The organism is Neobacillus sp. SAB-20_R2A, from assembly GCF_049568635.1.
Classification (GTDB): Bacteria; Bacillota; Bacilli; order Bacillales; family Cytobacillaceae; genus Neobacillus; species Neobacillus citreus.
On the sequence record NZ_CP145895.1, the window covers coordinates 5008196 to 5031153 of the forward strand.

Here is a 22958-nt window from a genome sequence, read left to right on the forward strand (position 1 = left end):
AATATTCTCCGGATATTTGAAAATTCCTCCTTTTGAGTATAAAAAAATCCGGCTTTAATCAACCGGATACGCATAAATGATATATCGTTTCGGCGCTTTGCCGACAAAATGGAACGGGTAGCAGGTGGAAAGGACCAACTCCTCCTTACCCGCCTTTCTAATGATGGTCCGATCATTTTTATCCACAATTTTCGAAGAAGCCATTTTGTATTTAAAAGTACCATAAGGGAATTCAAGGATAAAAACATCGCCTGGTTTCAGTTCGCCAAACTTTCGGAATACCGTGTCTCTGTGCCCAGCTAAAAGAATTTGCTCGCCTTGGCCAGGGAACGCGGTCGCACGATGGTGACCGACTCCTTTTTCTAAGGAATCTTCATCCGCCCCTTCGTAGATGGCCAGGTCATCATCCAGCTTGGGAATTTTAAGTATTCCGATGACGTCGTCTTTTTTCGGATGGAAGTTTTTGATATCTTTCAGGGTTTTATCATTCAAGATACTTTTCGCTTTGGCCAAGCCGATATTTTGATTTTGGTATACTTGATAGACTTTAAAAACTGTGAAAGCCATCATGAGGAGACCCACGGCTAAAAGAATATTTCCGACTTTTTTCATTATTTTTCCTCGCATTATGGACTATAAATGAGACTGTTCCAAAAAGTCCTTTTTTGAAACAGCCTCTGTAAGGTTTAAACAAGACCTCTCATCTTATGGAATTTGATTGCTGCCCCGGCAATGAAGAGGACCAGACCAATCAATCCAATGTTCCATATATTTGTGGAGGTGTTCGGAAGCAACCCCCCAAGCCATCCGGAAGATGAGGATGAACCCGTGCTTTTTGAGTCGGCACCAGTTCCGCTGCCAGAACCGGACCCGCCGTTACTGCTGCTGCCATTGCTACCACCATTGTTTCCGCTGCTGTTGCCAGGATTGGTGTTGTCATTGTTAGACTCTTTCCCTTTATTCGGAACGTCGACATCAGCCCTTGCTCCTTTATCTTCAAGCAAGTCCACTTTTATGGCATTTTTGTCGTAAGCTGTTGAATAAAATGTGTAAACCTTGTCAGAAGATGCTGGCAGGCTGTCCAAATTGATTTCCAGGCTGAACTTTGAAGCTGACTGTAGAGCGAGACTAATCTGGCCGCTATACGTTAACATAATAGTGTTGGTATCCGTATTGATTTTTATGGCACTATCAGCAAAAGCTCCGCTGTTCATGGCACTCGGCCCAGGTGAACCGAGAATCGGCACACTATACGTTGCTTTAATTGCCTTTTTGAAGTCCTTGCTGGCCATTAAAGATTTAAATTCCTCAGGCATTTCAAAATATACATATGTTTTACTAAGTAAGGTAACAGCTAAAGTTGGTACGCCTGAGTACTCAAGGAACAGCTTATATTTACCAGAGCTTTGTTCTTGCAGCCTTGCACCAAGGGCTTCATTTGTCATTATATTTGCATTTAACAACCCTGAAGAGTCCTTCTGGTCCCCAGCCCCTGCCCCCGGAATGGCATCCTTAATTGTCTCCCCGACATTGGCGGGATTTTGTAGGATATCAGTTACCGTTTTTGTTGTGTTATTTATGGTATCTGTTACTGTTTCAACTGTTTTTGTGATTGGGTCAGTCCCAGGAACGGTTGTCTGGTTTGTGCCTTGTAGGTTACCAGTCAAACCTCCTAGTAATGGATCAGTAATAGTGCCTACGGTAGTTGCAGGATTGCTTAGTTTATCTGGCAATGTAGTTGGATTTGTAAGAATTTCTCCGGCCTGTTGGACAGTTGCATCTACTGTGCCGGTTACACCGCCGACAACTCCGCCGACTGTGCTGCCAACAGCCGTTCCCACGTCTGTAAGGGTGCCTGTTGCACCGCTTAAAAGGTTAGTTCCTCCTGTTGTTAATTGAGTCTGTGATGTAAGTGTTTGTGTAGTAGTGTTAAGAGTTGAACTAAGTGTTGTGATTGGGTCTGAAGTTAACAAAGCTGCGGATGCTGTGATGGGAGTTAATGACACAGATGCGGCACTTATCAACGCAACGGCACCTGCAAATAGTTTAGATTTTCGACGAAATCTGCTTTTTAATTTCTCTCTCTTTTCCATTTTCTTACTATCCTCCATCGCAATATTTTTCATAAGTATAAAATTACTCATAGGCCAATTCAACCAAAATATCATAATTTTTTGTAAATTCGTAATTATGTAGTAACATTTAATTTCCATTATACTACCATAGTACTATTTCGTACCGAGGTTTCATTCGACACATTTTGCGGAGGTTTGTCGAAGAGTGCCCGCAGTATTTCTAAAAAAATTTGTTAATATCTTGAATTTAGCTTAGATTACTTATTATAATAAAAATAGGAATATATGTTCGTTTTCGCTAGGAGGAATTGAGATGGAAATTTGGGAAGCCTCTTATGTTGCGGGTGTTATCGATGGCGAAGGAAGTATTGTTCTAACAAGAATACATGAAAATGAATTCAGACGACCATGTATTACAATTGCCTCCACTGATATGGAACTCCTAATTTATATTCAATCTATTGTAGGCGGAGATATTTGTAGCAAAAAAAATTATAAACCTACACATCACAAAGATTCCTACACGTTAAATATTAAGAAGAAAAAAGCCATTTTGAAGATTTTGAAAGATATCGCACCTTATTTAAGAGTGAATAAAAAAAGAAAACGTGCTCTTTGGATTCTAGAAAATTACGAAAAAGTTACTCCACGAAATGGTAAATACAACTCGAAAATGCTAGAAAAGAAAAAGGCATTTGAAGAATTCTTTTTTCAGATATAAAAAAGACCAGCATTTCTGCTGATCTTGTATCCACCTATGTATGGTGGAGACGGCGGGACGTGCGTTTCCATGCTTTCGTCATGGCACTGACTATATCTTGAACCTGTTTATTGTTTACAGGTCCTCCGGCGTCTTATGCGAAACGTAGATTTACCCTTCTTGGGGCATGAGATTTCGCATCTTAGTACTACCAATGGATTGTTTGGCAGCCTATAAGTCGATACACGGCTGTTGGATTGCTCCACATACCGCTCGGCATTGCCTTATCGCTTTTTCAAGCGACTTAGGTTTCACCGATAAAGCCGGATTTTCACTTATGTGTTACCACATAAGGCGACTAAAAATTAATCGAACCCGCGTCCAAAGATATTGGCACTTAAGCTTCTACGAGTGTAGTCGACATATTCGCGCTTCGCTGATTCATCTGCCTATCGACAGGCGTCCGGTCAGCTAGCCTGGTTGTTCTCTTCCTTTGTCCTCAGGCGGTGGACTCCGGCGTAGCCTACTAAGAGTGAGTCCGCTACCCTACCACATAGGCGATGGAGGGGCGAACAGCTATGCAGTTATTAAGCTGCGAAAGCTAAGTTGTTGTTAGTTTTGCCAGTTATGGCTTTGACGTTTTAACGAGGCCGATCCCCTCGACTCGCAACCTAAGCTCAAACTACCCCTGTCGAATCCGTAGCGTCCCCATTATAAAAAGTTGCTTTTATGAAGCAAGACGTTAGGAAAATGGCAAGCTCTTGAGCCAAGTTGTTTGCCGCTCATCTCAGCGACAAATTTATTATAACACATTTAGAGGATTTTTCAATTGTAAGTATTTGTAAGACATATCGAATTGCCTTTTTTACATCTTCTGACGATCGCGGAAGGCGCGCTCGATTTCACGTTTTGCTTCTTTTTGCTTCAAAGACTCACGTTTATCGTAGTTCTTTTTACCTTTTGCAAGTCCAAGCAGCACCTTGCAAAAACCATTTTTCAAATAAAGCTTTAATGGAATTAAAGAATACCCTGCTTCTCTAGTATCCCCAAAAAGCTTTAAAATCTCGCGCTTATGAAGCAGTAGCTTTCGTTCTCGTTCCGGGTCATGATTGTAGCGGTTTCCTTGCTCATATGGGCTGATATGCACTCCGATAAGGGAGATTTCTCCATTATGAATCCGCGCGTAGGAGTCTTTTAGGTTCACTTTGCCGGCACGGATGGACTTGATCTCCGTTCCCTGCAGGACAATTCCTGCCTCGTATGTTTCCTCGATAAAATAGTCGTGATAAGCCTTTTTATTCTGGGCAACGACTTTTCCTTCACCTTTTGGCATAATTTTCACCTCGTTTACGTGTTAATTTTAACAGAAGAGGTGAGGGGATACAATCAATTAGAAAAGAGGATGTTTGGGTTGCCTTAGACTGATGAAGGACATTTTTTTGCTTCCACAGTTGCTTGTTGGTCTTCATCTGACTCATGAAGGACTTTTCCTATTTTCACAGCTAGCATTTTGGTCTTCATTCACCTTATGAAGGACATTTCCTGCTTGCACAGCTAGCATTTTGGTCTTCATCTGCCTTATGAAGGACATTTCGTTCTTTCATAGTCAGCTTTTTGGTCTTCATCTGCCTCATGAAGGACATTTCCTGCTTGCATAGCCAGCTTTTTGGTCTTCATCTGCCTTATGAAGGACATTCCTGCTTTCACAGCCAGCTTTTTGGTCTTCATTTACCTTATGAAGGACATATCCTCTTTCACAGCCAGCTTTTTGGTCTTCATCTACCTCAAGAAGGACATTTCCTCTTTCACAGCCTGCTTTTTGTCCTTCATCCTCCTCATGAAGGACATTTTTCGCCTTCCACCTCTGCACTTTGTCCTTCATCGCCGCATGAAGGACATTTTACGACTTCCACCTCTGCACCTTGTCCTTCATCCTCCTCATGAAGGATATTTTTCGCCTTCCACCTCTGCACTTTGTCCTTCATCGCCGCATGAAGAATATTTTCTAGCTCGCACAACTGAGTTTTCGTCTTCATACTCAATTAAAGTGTTAATAAAGAGAGCCCCAAAAAGGCTCTCCCTTAGTATTTCTTTTTCTTCCGCTTCGTGCTCTTGTTTTTCGGAACGTTCTCATAAAATTTGCGTTTCTTTCTCGACTTTCCGCCGCCCTGACCGCCACCGCCGCCAGCATCGGACTTGCCGTCACCTTGTTTGCCTCCTCGGCCGCCTTGCCCGCGCTCACCCTGCTTATTCCGGCGAGGCTTTGACTCATTGCTGCCCGTCCTAAAGATCTTCGGCGCATCAGAACGCTCACGGCGTGGCGTACCCTTCATCCCAACGATTTCAAAATCAATAGAGCGTTCGTCTTTATTGACTTTAACTACCCGAACGGTAATTTCATCACCGATGCGGAACACATTCCCGGTCCGCTCGCCAATCATCGCATAATGGCGCTCATCAAAGCGGTAATAATCATCGGTCATGTAGCTGACATGGACAAGTCCTTCAATCGTATTCGGCAGCTCGACAAACATACCGAAGTTCGTGACGGAGCTGATAATACCATCGTACTCTTCACCAATTTTATCTTCCATATACTCTGCTTTTTTCAATTCATCGGTTTCGCGCTCCGCATCTACAGCACGGCGCTCCATTTTTGAAGAATGCATTGCAATATCCGGAAGCTCGGCATTCCATTTTGCCCTTGTGGCCTCATCCAGTTTTCCTTCAATTATATAAGTCCGAATCAACCTGTGCACAATCGTATCCGGATAACGGCGGATTGGCGAGGTGAAATGGGTGTAAAACTGGGCTGATAACCCGAAGTGGCCAAGATTCTCGGGATCATATTTCGCCTGCTGCATGGAGCGCAGCATCACTGTGGAAACAACCATTTCCTCTGGCTTGCCCTGGACTTCTTCAATAATTTCCTGCAACGCCCGCGGGTGGACATTGTTTGCTGTGCCCCTTACAAAATACCCGAAGTTCGTGATAAACTCGAAAAACTTGCGCAGTTTGTCTTCCTTCGGATCTTCGTGAATACGGTAAATGAATGGGACATCCATCCAGTGGAAATGCTCCGCTACGGTTTCGTTGGCTGCCAGCATGAATTCCTCAATTAGGCGTTCCGCTACTGAACGTTCACGCAAGACCACGTCGCTTGGTTTTCCTTCCTCATCAACCAATACTTTTGATTCTTTAAAATCAAAGTCTATTGCGCCACGCTTCATTCGTTTAGCCCGAAGAATCGAAGCAAGCTCGCCCATCAATTCGAACATCGGTACCAACGCTTTATACCGTTCCCTCGTCTCCTCGTCCTTATCAACGAGTATCCGGTTGACATCGTAATACGTCATCCGCTCAGTCGTTTTAATCACGCTTTGAAAAATTTCATTAGAGACGACTTGGCCTTCCTCGTTGATTTCCATTTCACACGATAGCACAAGCCGGTCTACCTTTGGATTCAGGGAACAGATTCCGTTTGATAACCGATGCGGAATCATCGGAATCACTCGGTCTACCAGATAAACACTAGTGGCCCGGTCCGCTGCTTCAACATCAATCGGCGTTCCTTCTTTTACATAATAACTGACATCGGCAATATGGACGCCTAGCTTGTAGTTACCATTTTCGAGTCTCGTAACGGTAACAGCGTCATCCAAGTCTTTTGCGTCCGCACCATCAATCGTCACAATGGTTTCGCCACGAAGGTCACGGCGATTGACCAGCTCACTTTCATCGATTGTGTCTGGTGTCTCATTAGCCTGCTGCAGAACTTCATCCGGAAACGCCATCGGCAGCCCATGCTTATGTATGACAGATAAAATATCCACACCAGGGTCATTTTTATGGCCAAGGATGGTGATGACTTCACCCTCAGCACTTTTTCTCCCCTCAGGATAGGAGGTAAGCTTTACGACTACCTTATGTCCTTCTACCGCACCCTTGGATGCCTCTTTTGGGATAAAAATATCACTAGCAAATTTCTTGTCATCCGGTATGACGAAACCAAAGCTTTTGCTTTCAACATAAGTACCGACAATTTGCTGTATGCCCCGTTCGATGATCCGGATAATGCTTCCCTCGCGGCGCTGGCCAGAGCTTTCCGAGGAAATTCTAACTAGCACGGTATCCCCATGCATGGCATTATTCGTTTCTGTCGGCGGGATAAAAATATCATCCATCCCTGGCTCTTCGGGAATAACAAACGCAAATCCCTTTGCATGCCCTGTCAACTTGCCACGGATTAGATTCATTTTTTGCGGAAGACCATAGCGGTTCGCCCGGGTTCTTACTACAAGACCCTTTTCCTCCATTTGCACAAGTGCTTTGACAAATTCCTTAAAATCAGCAGAATCTGAAATACCCAACGCGGATTCCAGCTCCTGAACTGTTAACGGCTTGTATGCCTCGTCCTTCATATATTGCAAAAGCCTGTCGACATGCTTTTTAATTTTTTCTTCCATATTAACCCTCCCCTAAAAAGGTTTTTAACGTTATACGAGCCAATCTAGTTTTTCTAAAAAGGCGTACACATCTTCATGCAGTTGTTCCTTCTCTTTGTCCAGCGTAATGACGTGGCCGGATTCTTCGTACCATTTGATTTCCTTCTTTTCTGATTCAATATTTTCGAAAATAATATTGGCGCTCTCGGTGTTGATCATGTTGTCGTGGCGTGCCTGAACCACAAATGTTGGGGCATAAATCATATCGACGTTGTCGCGTACATCGGCAATCAATTCCTGGAGAGCCTTAAGCGTCCCCATTGGTGTCTTTTTAAATTCATCCATTTCCAATTCGATTTGCTCGTCTGATTTTCCTTCCCGCTTTTTAAATTCACGGGCATATTCGAGAACTCCTTCGTACATAACTTGTTCACTTTTGATATACATCGGGGCACACATGGTGACAATTCCCTTTACAGGTACAGTGTATCCCAATTTCAAGGAAAATACGCCGCCAAGGGATAAACCGGCAACCGCAATTTCCTCGTGGCCTTTATTTTTCAAAAATTCATACCCGTTCAATACGTCCTGCCACCAATCCTCCGGACCTGTGTGGACCAGTTCCTCAGGGGGGACTCCGTGTCCCTTATAATGCGGCGCATGGCAGGTGTAGCCCTTCTTTTCCAAAAAACGGCCCAGCATCCGGACGTCCGAAGAATTCCCGGTAAATCCGTGCAGCAGCAAAACGGCCCGCTTCCCTCCCTCAAAGGTAAATGGTTTTGGCAATGAAATTCTCATACTTACTACTCCTTCACTAACTCAAAATATCGCTATTCCTTAGTTTAATCAAACAAGAAGTGAACATTCTACCAAAATGCTTGAATAGTGGGTCAGGCACCCCTATTGCACACTGTCCACCCCAGATGGACACACCCTGAAATCCTCACCTTAAATGCAGAAAACCCGGCGCGAGGCCGGGTTTTTGTTTAGTTATATTAGATTTTGAAGTAGGTAACGGCTAAGGTGAGCAAGAAGAATAGGACTGATAGGACGACTGTAATTCGATGAAGGATCAAGTCGAGTCCACGTGCTTTTTGCTTACCGAATAACTGTTCAGCACCACCGGAAATGGCACCGGATAAACCAGCGCTTTTACCTGCCTGAAGTAAGACAACAACAATCAGTGCGATACTTACGATCACTAATAATGTAACTAATAATGCATGCATGAAGGCCACCTCCTGTAGACGTACAATACACAGTATATTAAATATACCATAATTAAGCCTTTTTAACAATACACGTTTCTGTGACAGGTTTTGGGATTGGAGGACGGTGCGAAAGGCTTATTGTTTTACCTTGATATTGAAATTGGCCTCAATATACTTTTTCTCCTCATCCCGTGACAATACCCCAGTCGCTTTTCCAATGGTTCCGCCTTGAAGATTCCAAATCGCATTGTGGTCGGTATCAACCCTAGAAAACTCTCCTTTTTCCCAGCGGTTCAATATAGCAATGTAAAGGGCAGCATTTTCATATTTGGCTGGGTGGGCATTAACTATTTCCAGCAATCGTTCCACCCGTTCCTTTGTTAATGGGATTGCTCCCCACTTTTTATTGGCGATCACCTTTTGGTGAGACATTTTGTGAATGGCATCCTGAATTGCCGTTTCTGACATATCCATTGGGAACTCCACTGCAATTTGGCTGACGTCAGCATCCTCAATTTGGATGACGGTTTCCCCACTATTTGCTTTTTGCTCCTTCATAGTGACATCCGCTTTTTGAAAAGGAAAAGCTCCGTTGAAAAGATAATATCCTGCAGCAAGAACAGCAACAATTATAAGCACCCACTGTATCTTCGATAACCTTTTCAGAATTTTTTTCATTCCCATCTTCCCCAGTCTATCTGTTTTAAACAATGTTGTTTTCTAAGTATTATTATACAAAGGCGAGTTGATTCCCTGCTTTTCATTCCAATTTTTTTCATAAATGGATACTACTACAGTGAAAAAACTCCTTACGACAGTAAACTGGTTTTATCCGACAGTTGGAACGATATATCCGACAGTAACCATACGTTAGCCGCCAGTAAAAATGACTTATCCGACAGTAACCCCGAAACATAATAAAAGGACCTCCAGCCAAGTGTACGGCCGGAGGTCCTAATTTTATTAAAAATTACTTCTTCAAGTTATAGAAAGACTTGATTCCGTTATATTGTGCAGTTTCACCTAATTGATCTTCAATGCGAAGCAATTGGTTGTATTTCGCAACGCGGTCTGTACGAGATGGTGCACCAGTCTTGATTTGACCAGCGTTTGTAGCAACAGCGATGTCAGCGATTGTTGCGTCTTCTGTTTCACCAGAGCGGTGAGAGATAACGGCAGTGTAGCCAGCACGCTTAGCCATTTCGATTGCATCAAAAGTTTCAGTTAATGTACCGATTTGGTTAACTTTGATAAGGATAGAGTTGCCGATTCCTTTTTCGATCCCTTCAGCAAGCTTCTTAGTATTCGTTACGAATAAGTCGTCACCCACTAATTGAACTTTTTTGCCAAGACGCTCAGTTAAAAGCTTGTGGCCTTCCCAGTCGTTTTCATCTAAACCGTCTTCGATAGAGATGATTGGGTATTTAGATGAAAGCTCTTCGTACCAGTCAACCATTTCAGCAGATGTTTTCACAACCCCTTCACCAGATAAATGGTATTTGCCGTCTTCTTTGTTGTAGAACTCAGAAGATGCAGCATCCATAGCAAGCATAACTTCTTCGCCAGGCTTGTAGCCAGCCTTTTCGATTGCTTCTACGATGGTTTGAAGTGCTTCTTCGTTTGATCCTAGGTTTGGAGCGAAGCCGCCTTCGTCACCAACAGCTGTATTAAGGCCTTTACCTTTAAGAACTGATTTTAATGTGTGGAAGATTTCTGCGCCCATGCGAAGTGCTTCTTTGAAGTTTGGAGCACCTACAGGCATGATCATGAATTCTTGGATATCCACGTTGTTATCAGCATGCTCTCCGCCGTTAACGATATTCATCATTGGCACTGGAAGCTGCTTAGAGTTGAATCCGCCAAGGTATTGGTATAAAGGAACATCAAGGTAGTTTGCTGCAGCATGAGCCACTGCCATAGAAACTCCTAGAATTGCGTTTGCACCTAATTTGCCTTTGTTTTCAGTTCCGTCTAACTCAATAAGAGCCTTATCAACAGAAACCTGATCAAGTACGCTGTAGCCTTCTTCTACTAGCATTGGCGCGATAATGTCGTTTACGTTGTCAACTGCTTTTTGAACACCCTTGCCAAGGTAACGGCTTTTGTCACCGTCACGAAGTTCCACTGCTTCGTATTCACCTGTAGAAGCACCACTTGGTACTAATGCACGGCCAAATGCGCCTGATTCAGTGAAAACTTCAACTTCTACTGTTGGGTTACCGCGGGAATCTAATACTTCACGAGCATAAACATCAATAATATATGGCATTTTTAATTCTCTCCTTTGAAAAATTAATTTTATCAATCAAGTTCTGTTCAATTTTAGGTGAAAAATTACACCCTATTAGCGAATTTTCTGGTTCTATTAGCGAATTTCTTTATTCTATTAGCGAATTCAGGAGTCCTATTAGCGAATTTCACAGTTCTATTAGCGAATCGATAAAGCAGCTTACTTAATCAAAGACTTTCCAGTCATTTCCGCAGGCTGCTTCACATTCAAAAGATCCAGAATAGTTGGCGCTAAATCTCCTAGGATACCGCCGTCGCGAACCTCAACACCCTGCTTCGTGACGATAACCGGCACGGGGTTAGTGGTGTGCGCTGTCATTGGATTGCCCTCAAGGGTCACCACTTCATCAGCATTTCCGTGATCAGCAGTAATAATCGCTGTACCGCCTTTTGCAAGAATTGCATCAACAATTTTTCCTAAGCACTCGTCCACTGCCTCGATCGCTTTAACGGTTGGCTCGAGCTTACCTGAGTGGCCGACCATATCAGGGTTAGCAAAGTTTAAGAGAATCGCATCGAACTTGTCCGCTTCGATTTCCTTCAACAAAGCATCAGTCACTTCGTAGGCGCTCATTTCCGGCTGCAGGTCATAAGTTGGTACCTTTGGCGAATTGATTAAAATCCGCTCCTCGCCAGGGAACTTATCCTCGCGTCCGCCGCTCATAAAGAACGTAACATGCGGATATTTTTCCGTTTCAGCAATGCGCAGCTGTTTCATATTATTTTGCGACAACACTTCTCCTAACGTGTTGTCCAAGTTTGTCGGCTTAAAGGCAACATAGCCGTCCACTGACTCGCTGAAGTGCGTTAAACAAACGAAGTGTAAATGTTGCGGATGCTTCGGTCCGCGGTCAAACGAACGGAAATCTTCGTTGGTAAAGGTATTCGAAATCTGGATGGCCCGGTCCGGACGGAAGTTATAAAAAATAACTGCATCGTTGTCCTGGATGGTTGCAACAGGCTGTCCGTCTTCCTTGACGATTACCGAAGGCAGGACGAATTCATCATAGATTCCGTGAGAATAAGAATCCTCTACAACCTCTAGCGGGCTTTTGTAAGAAGGACCTTCACCATACACCATTGCCCGATATGATTTTTCAACACGCTCCCAGCGCTTGTCACGGTCCATGGAATAATAGCGTCCGGAAATGGTGGCGATTTCGCCGACACCAATCTCCTTCATTTTTTCCATTGTTTCTTTAATATATGTTGGTGCTGTTTGTGGGCCGACGTCACGTCCGTCAAGGAATGCGTGAATATATACTTTTTCCACGCCTTCCTCCTTGGCCAATTTTAAAAGGGCAAACATATGATTAATATGGCTGTGCACCCCGCCGTCAGACAGAAGGCCAAACAAATGCAAAGCTGTGCCATTTTTCTTTGCGTGCTCCATTGCGCCAAGGAAGGTTTCATTTTTTTCAAATTCCCCTTCGCGGATAGCAATGTTCACACGAGTTAGGCTTTGGTAAACAATCCGGCCAGCACCGATATTCAGGTGACCTACTTCCGAGTTACCCATCTGCCCCTCAGGTAAGCCGACTGCTTCACCGCTCGCGGTTAAATGGTTATGCGGGTATGTTTCCCAATAGCGGTCAAAATTTGGCTTTTTCGCATGGTAGACCGCATTACCTTTATGCTCGTCCCGGCAGCCGAAGCCGTCAAGGATGATGAGGGCAACAGGAGCTTTACTCATATTTACCACCCTCTAGTAATTGCAAAAATGACTGCGGTTCAAGGCTTGCGCCGCCAACAAGGGCACCGTCAATATCAGGCTGTCCCATGTATTCTTTAATGTTTTCTGGCTTCACGCTGCCGCCGTACTGAATACGGATAGCCGCTGCAACATCATCGGAAAATTGCTTAGCAACAACTTGGCGGATGTGCGCGCACACTTCGTTTGCATCTGCAGCAGTCGAAGATTTACCCGTTCCGATTGCCCAAATTGGTTCATAAGCAATCACTGTTTCTTTTACTTGATCCGCAGTTAAGCCTGTAAGTGCTTTTTCAATCTGGGATCCAACAAGGTTCATCGTCTCGCCGTTTTCGCGTTGCTCTAATGTTTCACCACAGCAAACAATTGGTGTTAGGCCGTGTTTAAATGCTGCAAGAACCTTTTTATTAACTGATTCATCTGTTTCATTGAACATTTCACGGCGCTCAGAGTGGCCGATAATGACATATTGAACGCCTAAGTCAGCAAGTGCTACAGGGCTGATTTCACCTGTAAAGGCACCCTTTTCTTCGAAATGCACATTTTGAGCACCAATTTTCACTTCGCTGCCTTTGACTGTTTCCACAAGGCTTTGTAAAAATAACGCAGGTGCGCAAATGACAGAATCCATCTTGTCAGCAGCAGGCACGAGGCCTTTCACTTCTTCCGCAAAACTTTTCGCTTCGGAAAGTGTTTTGTGCATTTTCCAGTTACCTGCAATAATTGGTTTACGCATGCTGGAACATCCCTTTCTTTGGTTAAAAAAATTGAAATGTAGATATCAGTACAAAATTTGTAGATATCTGCCTAAAATTTGTAGATATATTTAAAAAATTGTAGATATCGGCTCAATCTTTGTAGATATCCACCTTAAATTTGTAGATAAAATTATTTATCGTTCAACGCCACTACACCTGGAAGTGCTTTTCCTTCCATAAACTCCAATGAAGCGCCGCCGCCTGTGGAGATGTGGCTCATTTTATCAGCAAGGCCGAATTTTTCAACTGCCGCTGCAGAATCGCCGCCGCCAATAACCGAATACGCACCTTCAGCATCTGCCAAAGCCTGTGCAACAGCCTTCGTACCGCCAGCGAACTTATCAATTTCGAACACACCCATTGGTCCGTTCCAAATGACAAGCTTGGATTTTTGAATGACATCGCGGTAAATTTCTGCTGTTTTTGGTCCGATATCTAATGCTTCCCAATCGGCAGGAATCTCTTCGATCGCAACCACTTTTGTATTCGCATCGGCTGAGAAATCGTCAGCAACTATCGCATCAACTGGCATATAGAAGTTAACGCCCTTCGCCTTTGCTTTTTCCATAAAGGATTTAGCTAAGTCAATTTTGTCTTCTTCAAGCAGCGATTTACCGATTTCATGGCCCTGTGCCTTAACGAACGTATAAGCAAGGCCGCCGCCGATAATCAAGTTGTCAACTAATTCTAATAGATTTTCAATAACACCAATTTTGTCCTTAACCTTTGCCCCGCCAATAATCGCTGTGAATGGACGTTCCGGATTTGACAATGCCTTACCAAGAACATCAAGCTCTTTTTGCATTAAGAAGCCTGATACTGCTGGCAAATGGTGTGCGATTCCTTCTGTGGAAGCATGAGCACGGTGTGCAGCACCAAATGCATCATTTACATAAACATCGGCTAGCTCTGCAAATGACTTCGCAAGTTCTGCATCATTCTTTTCTTCACCAGGGTAGAAACGAACATTTTCAAGCAATAAAACGTCGCCTTCAGTCATGGAGTCGATTAACGCTTTAACAGAATCCCCGTAGCCTTCATCTGCTTTCTTCACTTCTTTTCCAAGAAGTTCAGACAGTCGAACCGCTACTGGAGTTAGTCGCATTTCTTCAACCACTTTGCCCTTTGGTCTGCCTAAATGGCTCGCCAGAATTACTTTTGCACCCTGCTCGATTAAATATTGAATCGTTGGCAGTGCCGCACGAATTCGCGTTTCGTCGGTAATTTTTCCATCCTGCATCGGAACGTTGAAATCCACCCGGCAAAACACGCGTTTACCCTTCACATCAACATCTTTTACTGACTTTTTGTTCATCGAAAAAGGACCTCCTTATGTATGGCTTTCGAAAAAATCCCTGTAAACACAGTAAAAAAGGAGAGGGGCTCCCATCACCCACTCCCCTTGGAATACCATTAATCATTATAAATAGTTTGCGGTAAAAATTCCATTCCTATCCAACGGGATTGGAGAAAAAGAATTAAAGTCCTTTTTTAGCGATGTAATCAACAAGGTCAACAACGCGGTTAGAGTAACCAACTTCGTTATCGTACCAAGATAATACTTTTACCATGTTTCCTTCAAGAACCATTGTTGATAAACCATCAACAGTAGAAGAAACTGTAGCACCGTTGTAATCGCTAGAAACTAATGGAAGATCGCTGTATGCAAGAATACCTTTTAATGGACCTTCAGCAGCTTCTTTAAGAGCTGAATTGACCTCGTCAACAGTTACATCTTTTTCTAATTCAGCTACTAAGTCAACGATAGAAACGTTTGGAGTTGGTACACGCATTGCCATACCATTTAATTTGCCTTTTAGTTCTGGTAAAACTAACGCAACCGCTTTTGCAGCACCAGTTGAAGTTGGAATCATGTTTTCAGCTGCTGCACGAGCACGACGGTAGTCCTTGTGTGGCAAGTCAAGGATTTGCTGGTCGTTAGTGTAAGAGTGAACAGTAGTCATCATACCGCGCTTGATGCCGAATGTGTCATTTAATACTTTTGCAAATGGAGCTAAGCAGTTAGTAGTACAAGATGCGTTTGAAAGTACATGGTGGTTAGCTGCATCGTATTTGTCTTCGTTAACACCCATAACGATTGTGATATCTTCGTTAGTTGCTGGAGCAGAAATGATAACTTTCTTAGCGCCTGCTTCAAGGTGTTTCGCAGCATCTTCGCGCTTTGTGAAACGGCCAGTAGATTCTACTACTACGTCTACACCAAGGTCGCCCCAGCCTAATTGTGCAGGGTCGCGCTCAGCTAAAACCTTCACTTTGTGGCCGCCAACTACTAGGTATTCACCATCAACAGTTACATCTTCTGCAAGTGTTCCGTGAACAGTGTCATATTTTAAAAGGTGAGCAAGCATATTTGCATCTGTTAAGTCATTGATTGCTACGATTTCCACTTCGCTATTGTTTAATGCCGCACGGAATACGTTACGACCGATACGTCCAAAACCATTAATACCAACTTTTACTGTCATGTTAAATTTCCTCCTTTAGATGGGCAGGGTTTTATTTTTAAAAAGGAATAATCCTTTTCATTACCTATTACTGGTTTAATAATTTGTTTGCGGCTCCTTCATCCGTAATTAATATCGTGGATGGCGGTGCCTGCTTCATATAGGCCCTGATTGCTTTCGCCTTTGACGTTCCGCCAGCGACTGCAATCACGTTTTGAATCTTTTCTAAATCCTCTAGCTGAAGCCCAATGGTGACCACTTTGTGGACAATCTCGCCAGCCTCGCTAAAATAATAGCCGAAAGCCTCGCCGGCAGCTTTACCATTTCCCAGCTTTTCCAATATATCAGGGTTCGTCTTGCGCCGTTCGGCCATTGTCATAGCATCCCCAATTCCATGAAGAACCATGTTGGCGGAGCGAATTAATTCCAAAACTTCGTGGATGCCGGGTTCCTTAATCAGAGAGTCATAAATTTCCGTGCTGACCTGATCGGGAACATAAAAGACGCGGTGTCTAGAATGGGTGTTTTGCGCCATATTGGAGCAAATTGTGTTGGCTTGATTTTGAACATCCTCGCCAACCCCGCCTCGTGCTGGCACAAACAACAATTCCTTGCCAGAGGCTATAGGTGAGAGCCATTCCGCTACAGCAGCCATCGTTGAACCGCCTGTAACAGCGATGATATTTTCCCCTTGAAAAAGCTTTTTCATGCAGGCCGCAGACGCCTTACCAAGCTCGCTTTTGACCATCGGGGATTCGTCGCTGTCTCCTGGAACAATGATGACTTTTTTAATACCAAGCTGATGCTTTAGCTCCAGCTCCATGACGTCGATACCCTTCAACTCACGCATAAACCCGTTTAAATCCTCAAGCAAATTTTTTCCCTCAAGTGTTAAACTCATTCCTACAGTGTTTGTATAAATAAGATTTTGCTCTTTGAGGAATTCTACTTCACTACGAAGGATTCTTTCGGTCAGTCCAAGGCTTGTGGCTAAACTCCTCCTGCCTACAGGCTGCATCATTCCTATGTACCTTAGGATGGAATGACGTTTTTGCAGGACTGGAAGGAAATCGGGCAATAATCTTTTTGTCATATCGATGAATGACTGCATGTTTTCATACTCCTTTATTATATGCAGTTGGTCAAAAAATGTCCACCATAGACATATTATGTCCCACAACCACCAAAAAAAAATCACCCTTACTATGTTTTTTATTGTAGCAGGAGTGAAAATTTAATTCAACTAATAAAACTTAGGATTTTTCTTGCAAACGATTACTAATTTCATATTTGTCAATGAATCCGTACGCAGCTTCTTCCCCATCAACGTGGACAACCGGGATCATCAGCCCATAGCGTTCATGGAGCTCATCATCCTGCTCGATATCGATTTCTTCCAGAGAAAAATTATATTCCTCCTTCAGTTCGAGCAAGGTAGCTTTGGCTTTATCACATAGAGGGCAGCCGTTTCTTGTGTATAGGGTAATGGTTGATTGCGGCATTATTTGTATCCTTTCTAACTTTTATCATGGGGGCAGCTATATCTCAATTGCCCACGCTAATTAAACCTCTTCCTCTTCGAAGAAGAAGGGATCCCAAGTTGGTCCCGGTACTTGGCAATCGTTCTTCTGGAGACGACGATTCCCTCCAAGACCTTTAATTGTTCCGCAATATCCTGATCTGAAAGAGGCTTTTCTTTGTTTTCTTTTTCAATCAGTTTGCTAATAGCATTCTTTACCTGTGTCGACGAGGTGGACTCTTCCTCCGATACGGTTTGGATCGTACTCGAGAAAAACGACTTCAACGGAAATGTCCCAATCGGAGTTTGCACATATTTTTCCCGAACCGCCCGGCTGACAGTCGATTCATGAACATCCAACTCGGAGGCAATTTCCTTCATCGTCATCGGCGCCAAATATTGCGGACCCTTTTGGAAAAAAGCAGGCTGCTTTTCGACAATCTTGGTAACCACCCTTGTCAGCGTTTCCTTTCGCTGCTCAATGCTTTTTAAAATCCATTGATAATCCTGTACCTTCTCATGAAGAAATTTGCTGACCTGCTGATCCTGGTCCTTAAATTTATGAAAATATTTATCATTAAAACTAATTTTCGGAATGGGGTCATCAAACATTCGGACGATTAGCCCTTCTTGTGTTTGTTCAATAATCACATCTGGAATGATGTAAGAAGCCGTCTCTATTCCCAGAAGCGCCCCCGGTTTCGGGTTCAAAAATTGGATCTCGTCAAAAACACCTTGGATCTCTTTTAAACTGACCTGAAGCTCCTTCGCAATTTGCTTCCATTTCTTTTCGGCAAACGGGATAAAATAGTCAGAGATTATCTTTTTGGCAAGCTCGTTATCAGGCATTAGATAGTCAACCTGGATATGCAAGCATTCCTGCAGGTTTCTCGCCCCAATTCCCGCTGGTTCAAGCGTCTGAAGAACGGCCAGGCCGTCTTCAGCCAGTTCAAGCGGTATTCTTAATGTTGCGGCTACCTCGTGTAAATCGCCAGTAAAGTAACCGTTTTCATCTAAATTCTGAATAAGATAGCGTATTGCTTTTAACTCCTCCGCCGGTAACTTTGATATATTTAACTGTGAAATTAATTGTTCCTCAAGCGAGTATGGCTTTGCACCAATCTGCTCAATCCAGTCTTTTTCCGTCTTTTGATGTTTGCGCCGGTTCCGGTCAAGCAGCGGATTCATCGGTCGCTCATTGACATTTTCAATTTGTACTAGGGGATTTTCAAGTGCCTTATTTTCTAAAAATGCTGTCAATTCTTGCGCTGAATACTGCAATAAGGCAATCGCCTGGGACAGTTCCTGCGTCATGGTTAATTTTAGAGTTTGTTGCTGCCATAAACCTGCCTTAAAATTCATTCGTTTCCCCCCTCCTGTTTTATTTTACATGAAAGCGGTCAATTCGTGAATGGGAATTAGTTGGTTAGAAGGATTTGCGGGGAAAAGAGAAAGTTTTAAAAAAAATAAAAGCCCCCTGTCGTAAAAGAACAGGAAGCTTCTATGACGCCCTCGGCAGGAATCGAACCCACATTTTAAGAACCGGAATCTTACGTGCTATCCGTTGCACCACGAGGGCAAATTTATTAGCGACTTACATATTATATTTCATTATTTCTATTTTGGCAAGAGCTAATAGAATATTTAACGGTTAAATCCTTTCTCCAAAGCTAAAAAATAGTTTTAAAACCGCTCGCGATTGGTTATGCTGAATGAGGGAAAGTTGTCGAACATTTTTCGAGATGAATTGTTTGACCTTTATTGACCATCAGTGTATGATAACAATACATAAGCTTTTTACATTTTTTATTCAAAGGAGGAAGAAAAATGAATTTGATTCCTACAGTCATTGAACAAACGAATCGCGGCGAACGGGCATACGATATCTATTCCCGTTTATTAAAAGACCGAATTATCATGCTTGGCAGCGGTATTGATGATAATGTTGCCAACAGCATTGTAGCGCAGTTGTTGTTCCTTGAAGCGGAAAATCCTGAAAAGGACATTACTCTTTATATTAATAGCCCGGGCGGAAGCATCACCGCTGGAATGGCCATTTATGATACGATGCAGTATATCAAGCCAAATGTATCCACTGTTTGTATCGGTATGGCAGCTTCAATGGGTGCATTCTTACTTGCCGCTGGGGAAAAGGGCAAGCGTTTTGCATTACCAAACGCTGAAGTAATGATTCACCAGCCGCTGGGCGGAGCTCAAGGTCAGGCTACTGAAATTGAAATCGCCGCTAAGCGCATTTTATTCCTTCGCGAAAAACTAAACGGCATTTTAGCTGAGCGTACTGGCCAGCCAATCGAAGTACTTCGCCAAGATACAGACCGCGATAACTTCATGACTGCTGAAAGAGCGAAAGAATATGGTTTAATTGACAACATCATTACACGCAATATCCTAGATAAGAAAGAAAAATAATACTTAAAACGGGCAATCGGCGAGCAAGCCGATTGCTTTTTACATGCAAAAAAGCTGGTCTCGAATGTGAGCCAGCTTTTTTTCTTAATGATCCTTCTGAATAAACTCAGATAATGCCTTAATGGCGGTTTCTTCATCAGAGCCGTCTGCAATAATGTTAATGACAACGCCAGAACCGACAGCCAGGCTCATTAAGCCCATAATACTTTTAGCATTTACTTTCTTGCCGTCTTTCTCTAGAAAAATATCTGCGGAAAAGCGGTTCGCCTCCTGTACAAATAGGGCGGCAGGACGCGCCTGTAAACCAGTTCTTAATTTAACTTCTACTTCTTTTACCAACATTTCAAATTCCTCCTCATTATCCCACTATAATATTAAATGAATGCTCATTCACTAACAAACTATTTTAAAATTATATCTACTTCACCGATGGCATTTCTCCAGCCCGCAGCCTTTCGGCAATTTCATCAATTTTACGCAGGCGATGATTGATGCCGGATTTGCTAATAGACCCGCCGGAAACCATTTCACCTAGTTCCTTTAAGGTAACGTCTGTATAATTTAACCGAAGCTCGGCAATTTCCCTTAATTTATCAGGTAAAATCTGCAGGCCTACCGTTTGATCAATGAACCTTATGTTTTCGACCTGCCTGATTGAGGCTCCGATGGTTTTATTAAGATTGGCGGTTTCGCAGTTTACCAGGCGGTTAACTGAATTACGCATGTCCCTGACAATTCGGACATCCTCAAAGCGGAGCAGGGCATTATGCGCGCCAATAATATTTAAAAACTCGGTTATCTTTTCAGCCTCTTTTAAGTACGTAATATAGCCTTTTTTGCGCTCAAGCGTTTTGCTATTCAAGTCAAATGTATTCATCAATTCACATAAGGAATCATTATGCTCTTTATATAGTGAAGCAATTTCCAAGTGATAGGAGGATGTTTCCGGATTATTCACGGAACCTCCGGCCAAAAACGCACCGCGCAGATAAGAACGCTTACAACACTTCTTTGTTATCAGTTCGGGGGAGATATTATGGATGAAGGTAAAACCCTCACCAAGGATTTTTGTATCCTCGAGAATTTCCCTCGCCTGCTCTGCCAAGCGCACGATGTAAACATTATTCTTTTTCAAGCGCATTTTTTTGCGGACGAGCAGCTCAACCTGAACCTGGTAATTCTTTTTAATCAAGGTATAAATTCTTCTGGCAATCGCAGCATTTTCGGTTTGAATATCGACAATGATTTTTCGATTTGAAAAGGAAAGGGAACCGTTCATGCGGATTAGGGCTGAAAGCTCAGAACGGCTGCAGCAGGATTTCACTTCCAAGTTCGTTAATTCCTTTTTCGTTTCCGAAGCGAAAGACATTCCCTCACCTCCTTATGACCAACACTAACATAAATATTCCTTTTTGAAAGTAATTTCTTTCAAAAAAGAACATGTTAAATAAGCTTTTTAAATAATATTAACTTATTTACGCTTCATAACGTCTTTTGGTTTCATTTATTAACAAATTATATAAAATTTTGGCGACCTTCTTTGGGTCATGCCTGAGTGCACCGTTTTCTAGATTGGCAATGTCGGCATAAACCGTCTCAAGCCCAAGCTCGGTTAACCGATCCACATCGTAGAGGACAGGATGGGCCAATTCCTCATTGTAGCGAAGCTGAACATCCTGCGGAATCTCTTCATTATTCACGAGTATCGTATCAATAAACGCGCTGCTCAAATGATCATAAATAGCTCGCACATGATCGCTGGCAGTATAGCCATGCGTTTCGCCGGCCTGTGTCATCAAATTGCAAATGTAAACCTTTTTGGCATGCGACCGGCAAACCTCATCGCCTAGCCTTGGCACCAGCAGATTAGGCAATAGACTCGTATATAAACTGCCCGGTCCAAGAATAATCAGGTCGGCTTGGCGGATAGCCTGAATCGTTTCCGGAAGTGGCCGGATTTGCTTTGGGGTCAAAAAAACCCGGTTAATTTTTTTACCGGAGTAGGGAATTTTCGATTCTCCTGATACAATCGTCCCATCCTCCATTTCTGCATGCAACACAACACTTTGGTTGGCAGCAGGCAGCACTTTTCCCCTTACATTCAGAACCTTGCTCATCTCCTGAATCGCATGAACAAAATTACCGGTTATCGAGGTCATCGCGGCGATAATCAGGTTGCCAAGCGAATGGCCGGATAGTTCGTTTGACGTCTTAAACCGGTGCTGGAACATTTCCTCAACGAGAGGCTCCACATCGGAAAGTGCCACCAAAACATTACGGACATCACCCGGCGGAGGAACATGCAGGTCCTCTCGGATTCGGCCTGAACTGCCGCCATCGTCAGCTACGGTGACAATAGCGGTAATATCAACAGGATACTGCTTTAAGCCTCTAAGCAAAACAGGTAACCCTGTGCCTCCGCCGATGACGACTATTCTAGGCTGCCCAAATTCTCTCATGTTGTCTTTTCCTTTCTCCTCTCGATGTCACGGTGAGAAACAATCGTCTTATAATCCTTTTGGAAAAATCGGCCGATGTATTCAGCGAGCGCCACAGAACGATGCTGGCCGCCCGTACAGCCAATCGCAATCACCAATTGGGCCTTGCCTTCCCTTTTGTAATGAGGAAGCATGAAACTCAGAAGGTCTGTTACTTTTTCCAAAAATTTCTGTGTTTCGTTCCATTTTAAGACATAGCTGGAGACATCTTCGTCGAGTCCTGTTTTCGGGCGCATATGTTCAATATAATGCGGATTGGGCAAAAAACGCACATCAAAAACAAGGTCGGCATCAATGGGAATGCCGTGTTTAAAACCGAACGACATAACGTTAACTGTAAAAATTAATTGTTTATTCGCCGTAAACTCCGTTAATATCTTCTCACGTAATTCCCGCGGTTTCATCTGGGAAGTGTTGTAAATTAATTGTGCCCTGCCTTTTAACTCCTCAAGAAGCTCCCGTTCAAGGGTAATACCTTCAAGAGGTGACCCTGATTTTGCGAGTGGATGCGACCGTCTTGTTTCCTTATAGCGGCGGACCAATGTGGCATCATCCGCATCAAGGAATAAAATTTGCGGTGTAACCCAGGAGGTTTCTGCAAGATTATCATCCAACGCTTTAAAAAGATGATCGAAAAACTCCCGTCCCCTCAGGTCCATGACAAGGGCAACTTTATTCATTTTATTCCCTGATTCCTTCATAAGTTCTAGGAATTTCGGCAGTAAGGTAGGAGGCAGATTATCGACACAGAAGAATCCTAAATCCTCAAAGCTTTGAATGGCGACTGTTTTCCCTGCGCCGGACATGCCAGTAATAATGACCATTTGGATATCGCTTGTCGAACCGGTACTCATTTT

At 43.3% G+C, this 22958-nt stretch carries 23 protein-coding genes, 1 tRNA gene and 1 other RNA gene; 2 read left to right on the plus strand and 23 right to left on the minus strand.

Features of this window, described 5'->3' with window-relative positions:
• Positions 1–54: 54 nt before the first annotated feature.
• On the minus strand, positions 55–612 hold the full coding sequence (locus V5M37_RS24730; protein WP_423799552.1) for a class D sortase: 558 nt from the start codon (positions 610–612) through the stop codon (positions 55–57).
• Between the two features lie 74 nt (positions 613–686).
• Positions 687–2093 carry a hypothetical protein gene (locus V5M37_RS24735; protein ID WP_423799553.1) on the minus strand — a complete coding sequence of 469 codons (1407 nt, stop codon included), beginning with the start codon at positions 2091–2093 and terminating at the stop codon, positions 687–689.
• A 295-nt stretch (positions 2094–2388) separates the two neighbouring features.
• On the opposite strand from V5M37_RS24735, the gene V5M37_RS24740 reads away from it, so the two are divergent.
• Positions 2389–2796, plus strand: a complete 408-nt coding sequence (locus V5M37_RS24740; protein WP_423799554.1) for an LAGLIDADG family homing endonuclease — start codon at positions 2389–2391, stop codon at positions 2794–2796.
• Positions 2797–3141: 345 nt separating this feature from the next.
• Here V5M37_RS24740 and ssrA read toward each other — a convergent pair.
• The 17 genes from ssrA to V5M37_RS24825 all read right to left on the minus strand — a co-directional run bounded on the left by ssrA (position 3142) and on the right by V5M37_RS24825 (position 18752).
• Positions 3142–3477: a transfer-messenger RNA gene (gene ssrA / locus V5M37_RS24745) on the minus strand.
• 163 nt (positions 3478–3640) lie between these two features.
• Positions 3641–4108 (minus strand): SsrA-binding protein SmpB, encoded by a 468-nt coding sequence (gene smpB / locus V5M37_RS24750; protein WP_423799555.1) that lies wholly within the window; start codon positions 4106–4108, stop codon positions 3641–3643.
• Between the two features lie 297 nt (positions 4109–4405).
• Positions 4406–4645, minus strand: coding sequence for a hypothetical protein (locus V5M37_RS24755; protein WP_423799556.1), 240 nt, complete (start codon positions 4643–4645; stop codon positions 4406–4408).
• On the minus strand, positions 4611–4793 hold the full coding sequence (locus V5M37_RS24760; protein ID WP_423799557.1) for a hypothetical protein: 183 nt from the start codon (positions 4791–4793) through the stop codon (positions 4611–4613). Before V5M37_RS24760 ends, V5M37_RS24755 begins: the two co-directional genes overlap by 35 nt.
• Positions 4794–4856: 63 nt before the next feature.
• Positions 4857–7241, minus strand: a complete 2385-nt coding sequence (rnr, locus tag V5M37_RS24765) for a ribonuclease R (RefSeq protein WP_423799558.1) — start codon at positions 7239–7241, stop codon at positions 4857–4859.
• 30 nt (positions 7242–7271) lie between these two features.
• Entirely contained in the window at positions 7272–8018 is a 747-nt protein-coding gene (locus V5M37_RS24770; protein WP_423799559.1) for an alpha/beta hydrolase, read from the minus strand.
• 197 nt (positions 8019–8215) lie between these two features.
• Entirely contained in the window at positions 8216–8449 is a 234-nt protein-coding gene (secG, locus tag V5M37_RS24775) for a preprotein translocase subunit SecG (RefSeq protein WP_213117762.1), read from the minus strand.
• A 117-nt stretch (positions 8450–8566) separates the two neighbouring features.
• The gene (locus V5M37_RS24780) at positions 8567–9109 is read right to left on the minus strand and encodes a DUF6241 domain-containing protein (RefSeq protein WP_423799560.1); all 543 of its coding nucleotides are present in this window, start codon (positions 9107–9109) and stop codon (positions 8567–8569) included.
• Between the two features lie 292 nt (positions 9110–9401).
• Positions 9402–10700 carry a phosphopyruvate hydratase gene (gene eno / locus V5M37_RS24785; RefSeq protein ID WP_423799561.1) on the minus strand — a complete coding sequence of 433 codons (1299 nt, stop codon included), beginning with the start codon at positions 10698–10700 and terminating at the stop codon, positions 9402–9404.
• 180 nt (positions 10701–10880) lie between these two features.
• On the minus strand, positions 10881–12413 hold the full coding sequence (gene gpmI, locus V5M37_RS24790; RefSeq protein ID WP_423799562.1) for a 2,3-bisphosphoglycerate-independent phosphoglycerate mutase: 1533 nt from the start codon (positions 12411–12413) through the stop codon (positions 10881–10883).
• Positions 12406–13167 (minus strand): triose-phosphate isomerase, encoded by a 762-nt coding sequence (gene tpiA, locus V5M37_RS24795; protein ID WP_423799563.1) that lies wholly within the window; start codon positions 13165–13167, stop codon positions 12406–12408. The genes gpmI and tpiA overlap by 8 nt, the downstream gene beginning before the upstream one ends.
• Positions 13168–13319: 152 nt before the next feature.
• The gene (locus V5M37_RS24800) at positions 13320–14504 is read right to left on the minus strand and encodes a phosphoglycerate kinase (protein ID WP_423799564.1); all 1185 of its coding nucleotides are present in this window, start codon (positions 14502–14504) and stop codon (positions 13320–13322) included.
• Between the two features lie 163 nt (positions 14505–14667).
• The gene (gap, locus tag V5M37_RS24805; RefSeq protein WP_423799565.1) at positions 14668–15675 is read right to left on the minus strand and encodes a type I glyceraldehyde-3-phosphate dehydrogenase; all 1008 of its coding nucleotides are present in this window, start codon (positions 15673–15675) and stop codon (positions 14668–14670) included.
• Between the two features lie 67 nt (positions 15676–15742).
• Entirely contained in the window at positions 15743–16765 is a 1023-nt protein-coding gene (locus V5M37_RS24810; RefSeq protein WP_423799566.1) for a sugar-binding transcriptional regulator, read from the minus strand.
• Positions 16766–16907: 142 nt separating this feature from the next.
• Positions 16908–17156, minus strand: a complete 249-nt coding sequence (locus V5M37_RS24815) for a glutaredoxin family protein (protein WP_423799567.1) — start codon at positions 17154–17156, stop codon at positions 16908–16910.
• Between the two features lie 56 nt (positions 17157–17212).
• Complete coding sequence (gene rpoN / locus V5M37_RS24820; protein ID WP_423799568.1) at positions 17213–18535, minus strand: RNA polymerase factor sigma-54; 1323 nt, start codon at positions 18533–18535, stop codon at positions 17213–17215.
• A gap of 145 nt (positions 18536–18680) precedes the next feature.
• Positions 18681–18752: transfer RNA gene (locus V5M37_RS24825), tRNA-Arg, on the minus strand.
• A 248-nt stretch (positions 18753–19000) separates the two neighbouring features.
• Here V5M37_RS24825 and clpP point away from each other — a divergent pair.
• Complete coding sequence (gene clpP / locus V5M37_RS24830; protein WP_378583067.1) at positions 19001–19603, plus strand: ATP-dependent Clp endopeptidase proteolytic subunit ClpP; 603 nt, start codon at positions 19001–19003, stop codon at positions 19601–19603.
• Positions 19604–19687: 84 nt separating this feature from the next.
• Here the strand turns inward: clpP and V5M37_RS24835 are convergent, their stop codons facing one another.
• The 4 genes from V5M37_RS24835 to rapZ all read right to left on the minus strand — a co-directional run bounded on the left by V5M37_RS24835 (position 19688) and on the right by rapZ (position 22955).
• On the minus strand, positions 19688–19945 hold the full coding sequence (locus V5M37_RS24835; protein WP_213117730.1) for an HPr family phosphocarrier protein: 258 nt from the start codon (positions 19943–19945) through the stop codon (positions 19688–19690).
• 76 nt (positions 19946–20021) lie between these two features.
• A complete protein-coding gene (gene whiA / locus V5M37_RS24840) occupies positions 20022–20972 on the minus strand; it encodes a DNA-binding protein WhiA (protein ID WP_213144220.1) in 951 nt (316 codons plus the stop codon).
• 106 nt (positions 20973–21078) lie between these two features.
• On the minus strand, positions 21079–22062 hold the full coding sequence (locus V5M37_RS24845; RefSeq protein ID WP_423799569.1) for a gluconeogenesis factor YvcK family protein: 984 nt from the start codon (positions 22060–22062) through the stop codon (positions 21079–21081).
• Positions 22059–22955 (minus strand): RNase adapter RapZ, encoded by an 897-nt coding sequence (gene rapZ / locus V5M37_RS24850; protein ID WP_213117727.1) that lies wholly within the window; start codon positions 22953–22955, stop codon positions 22059–22061. The genes V5M37_RS24845 and rapZ overlap by 4 nt, the downstream gene beginning before the upstream one ends.
• Positions 22956–22958: the final 3 nt, after the last annotated feature.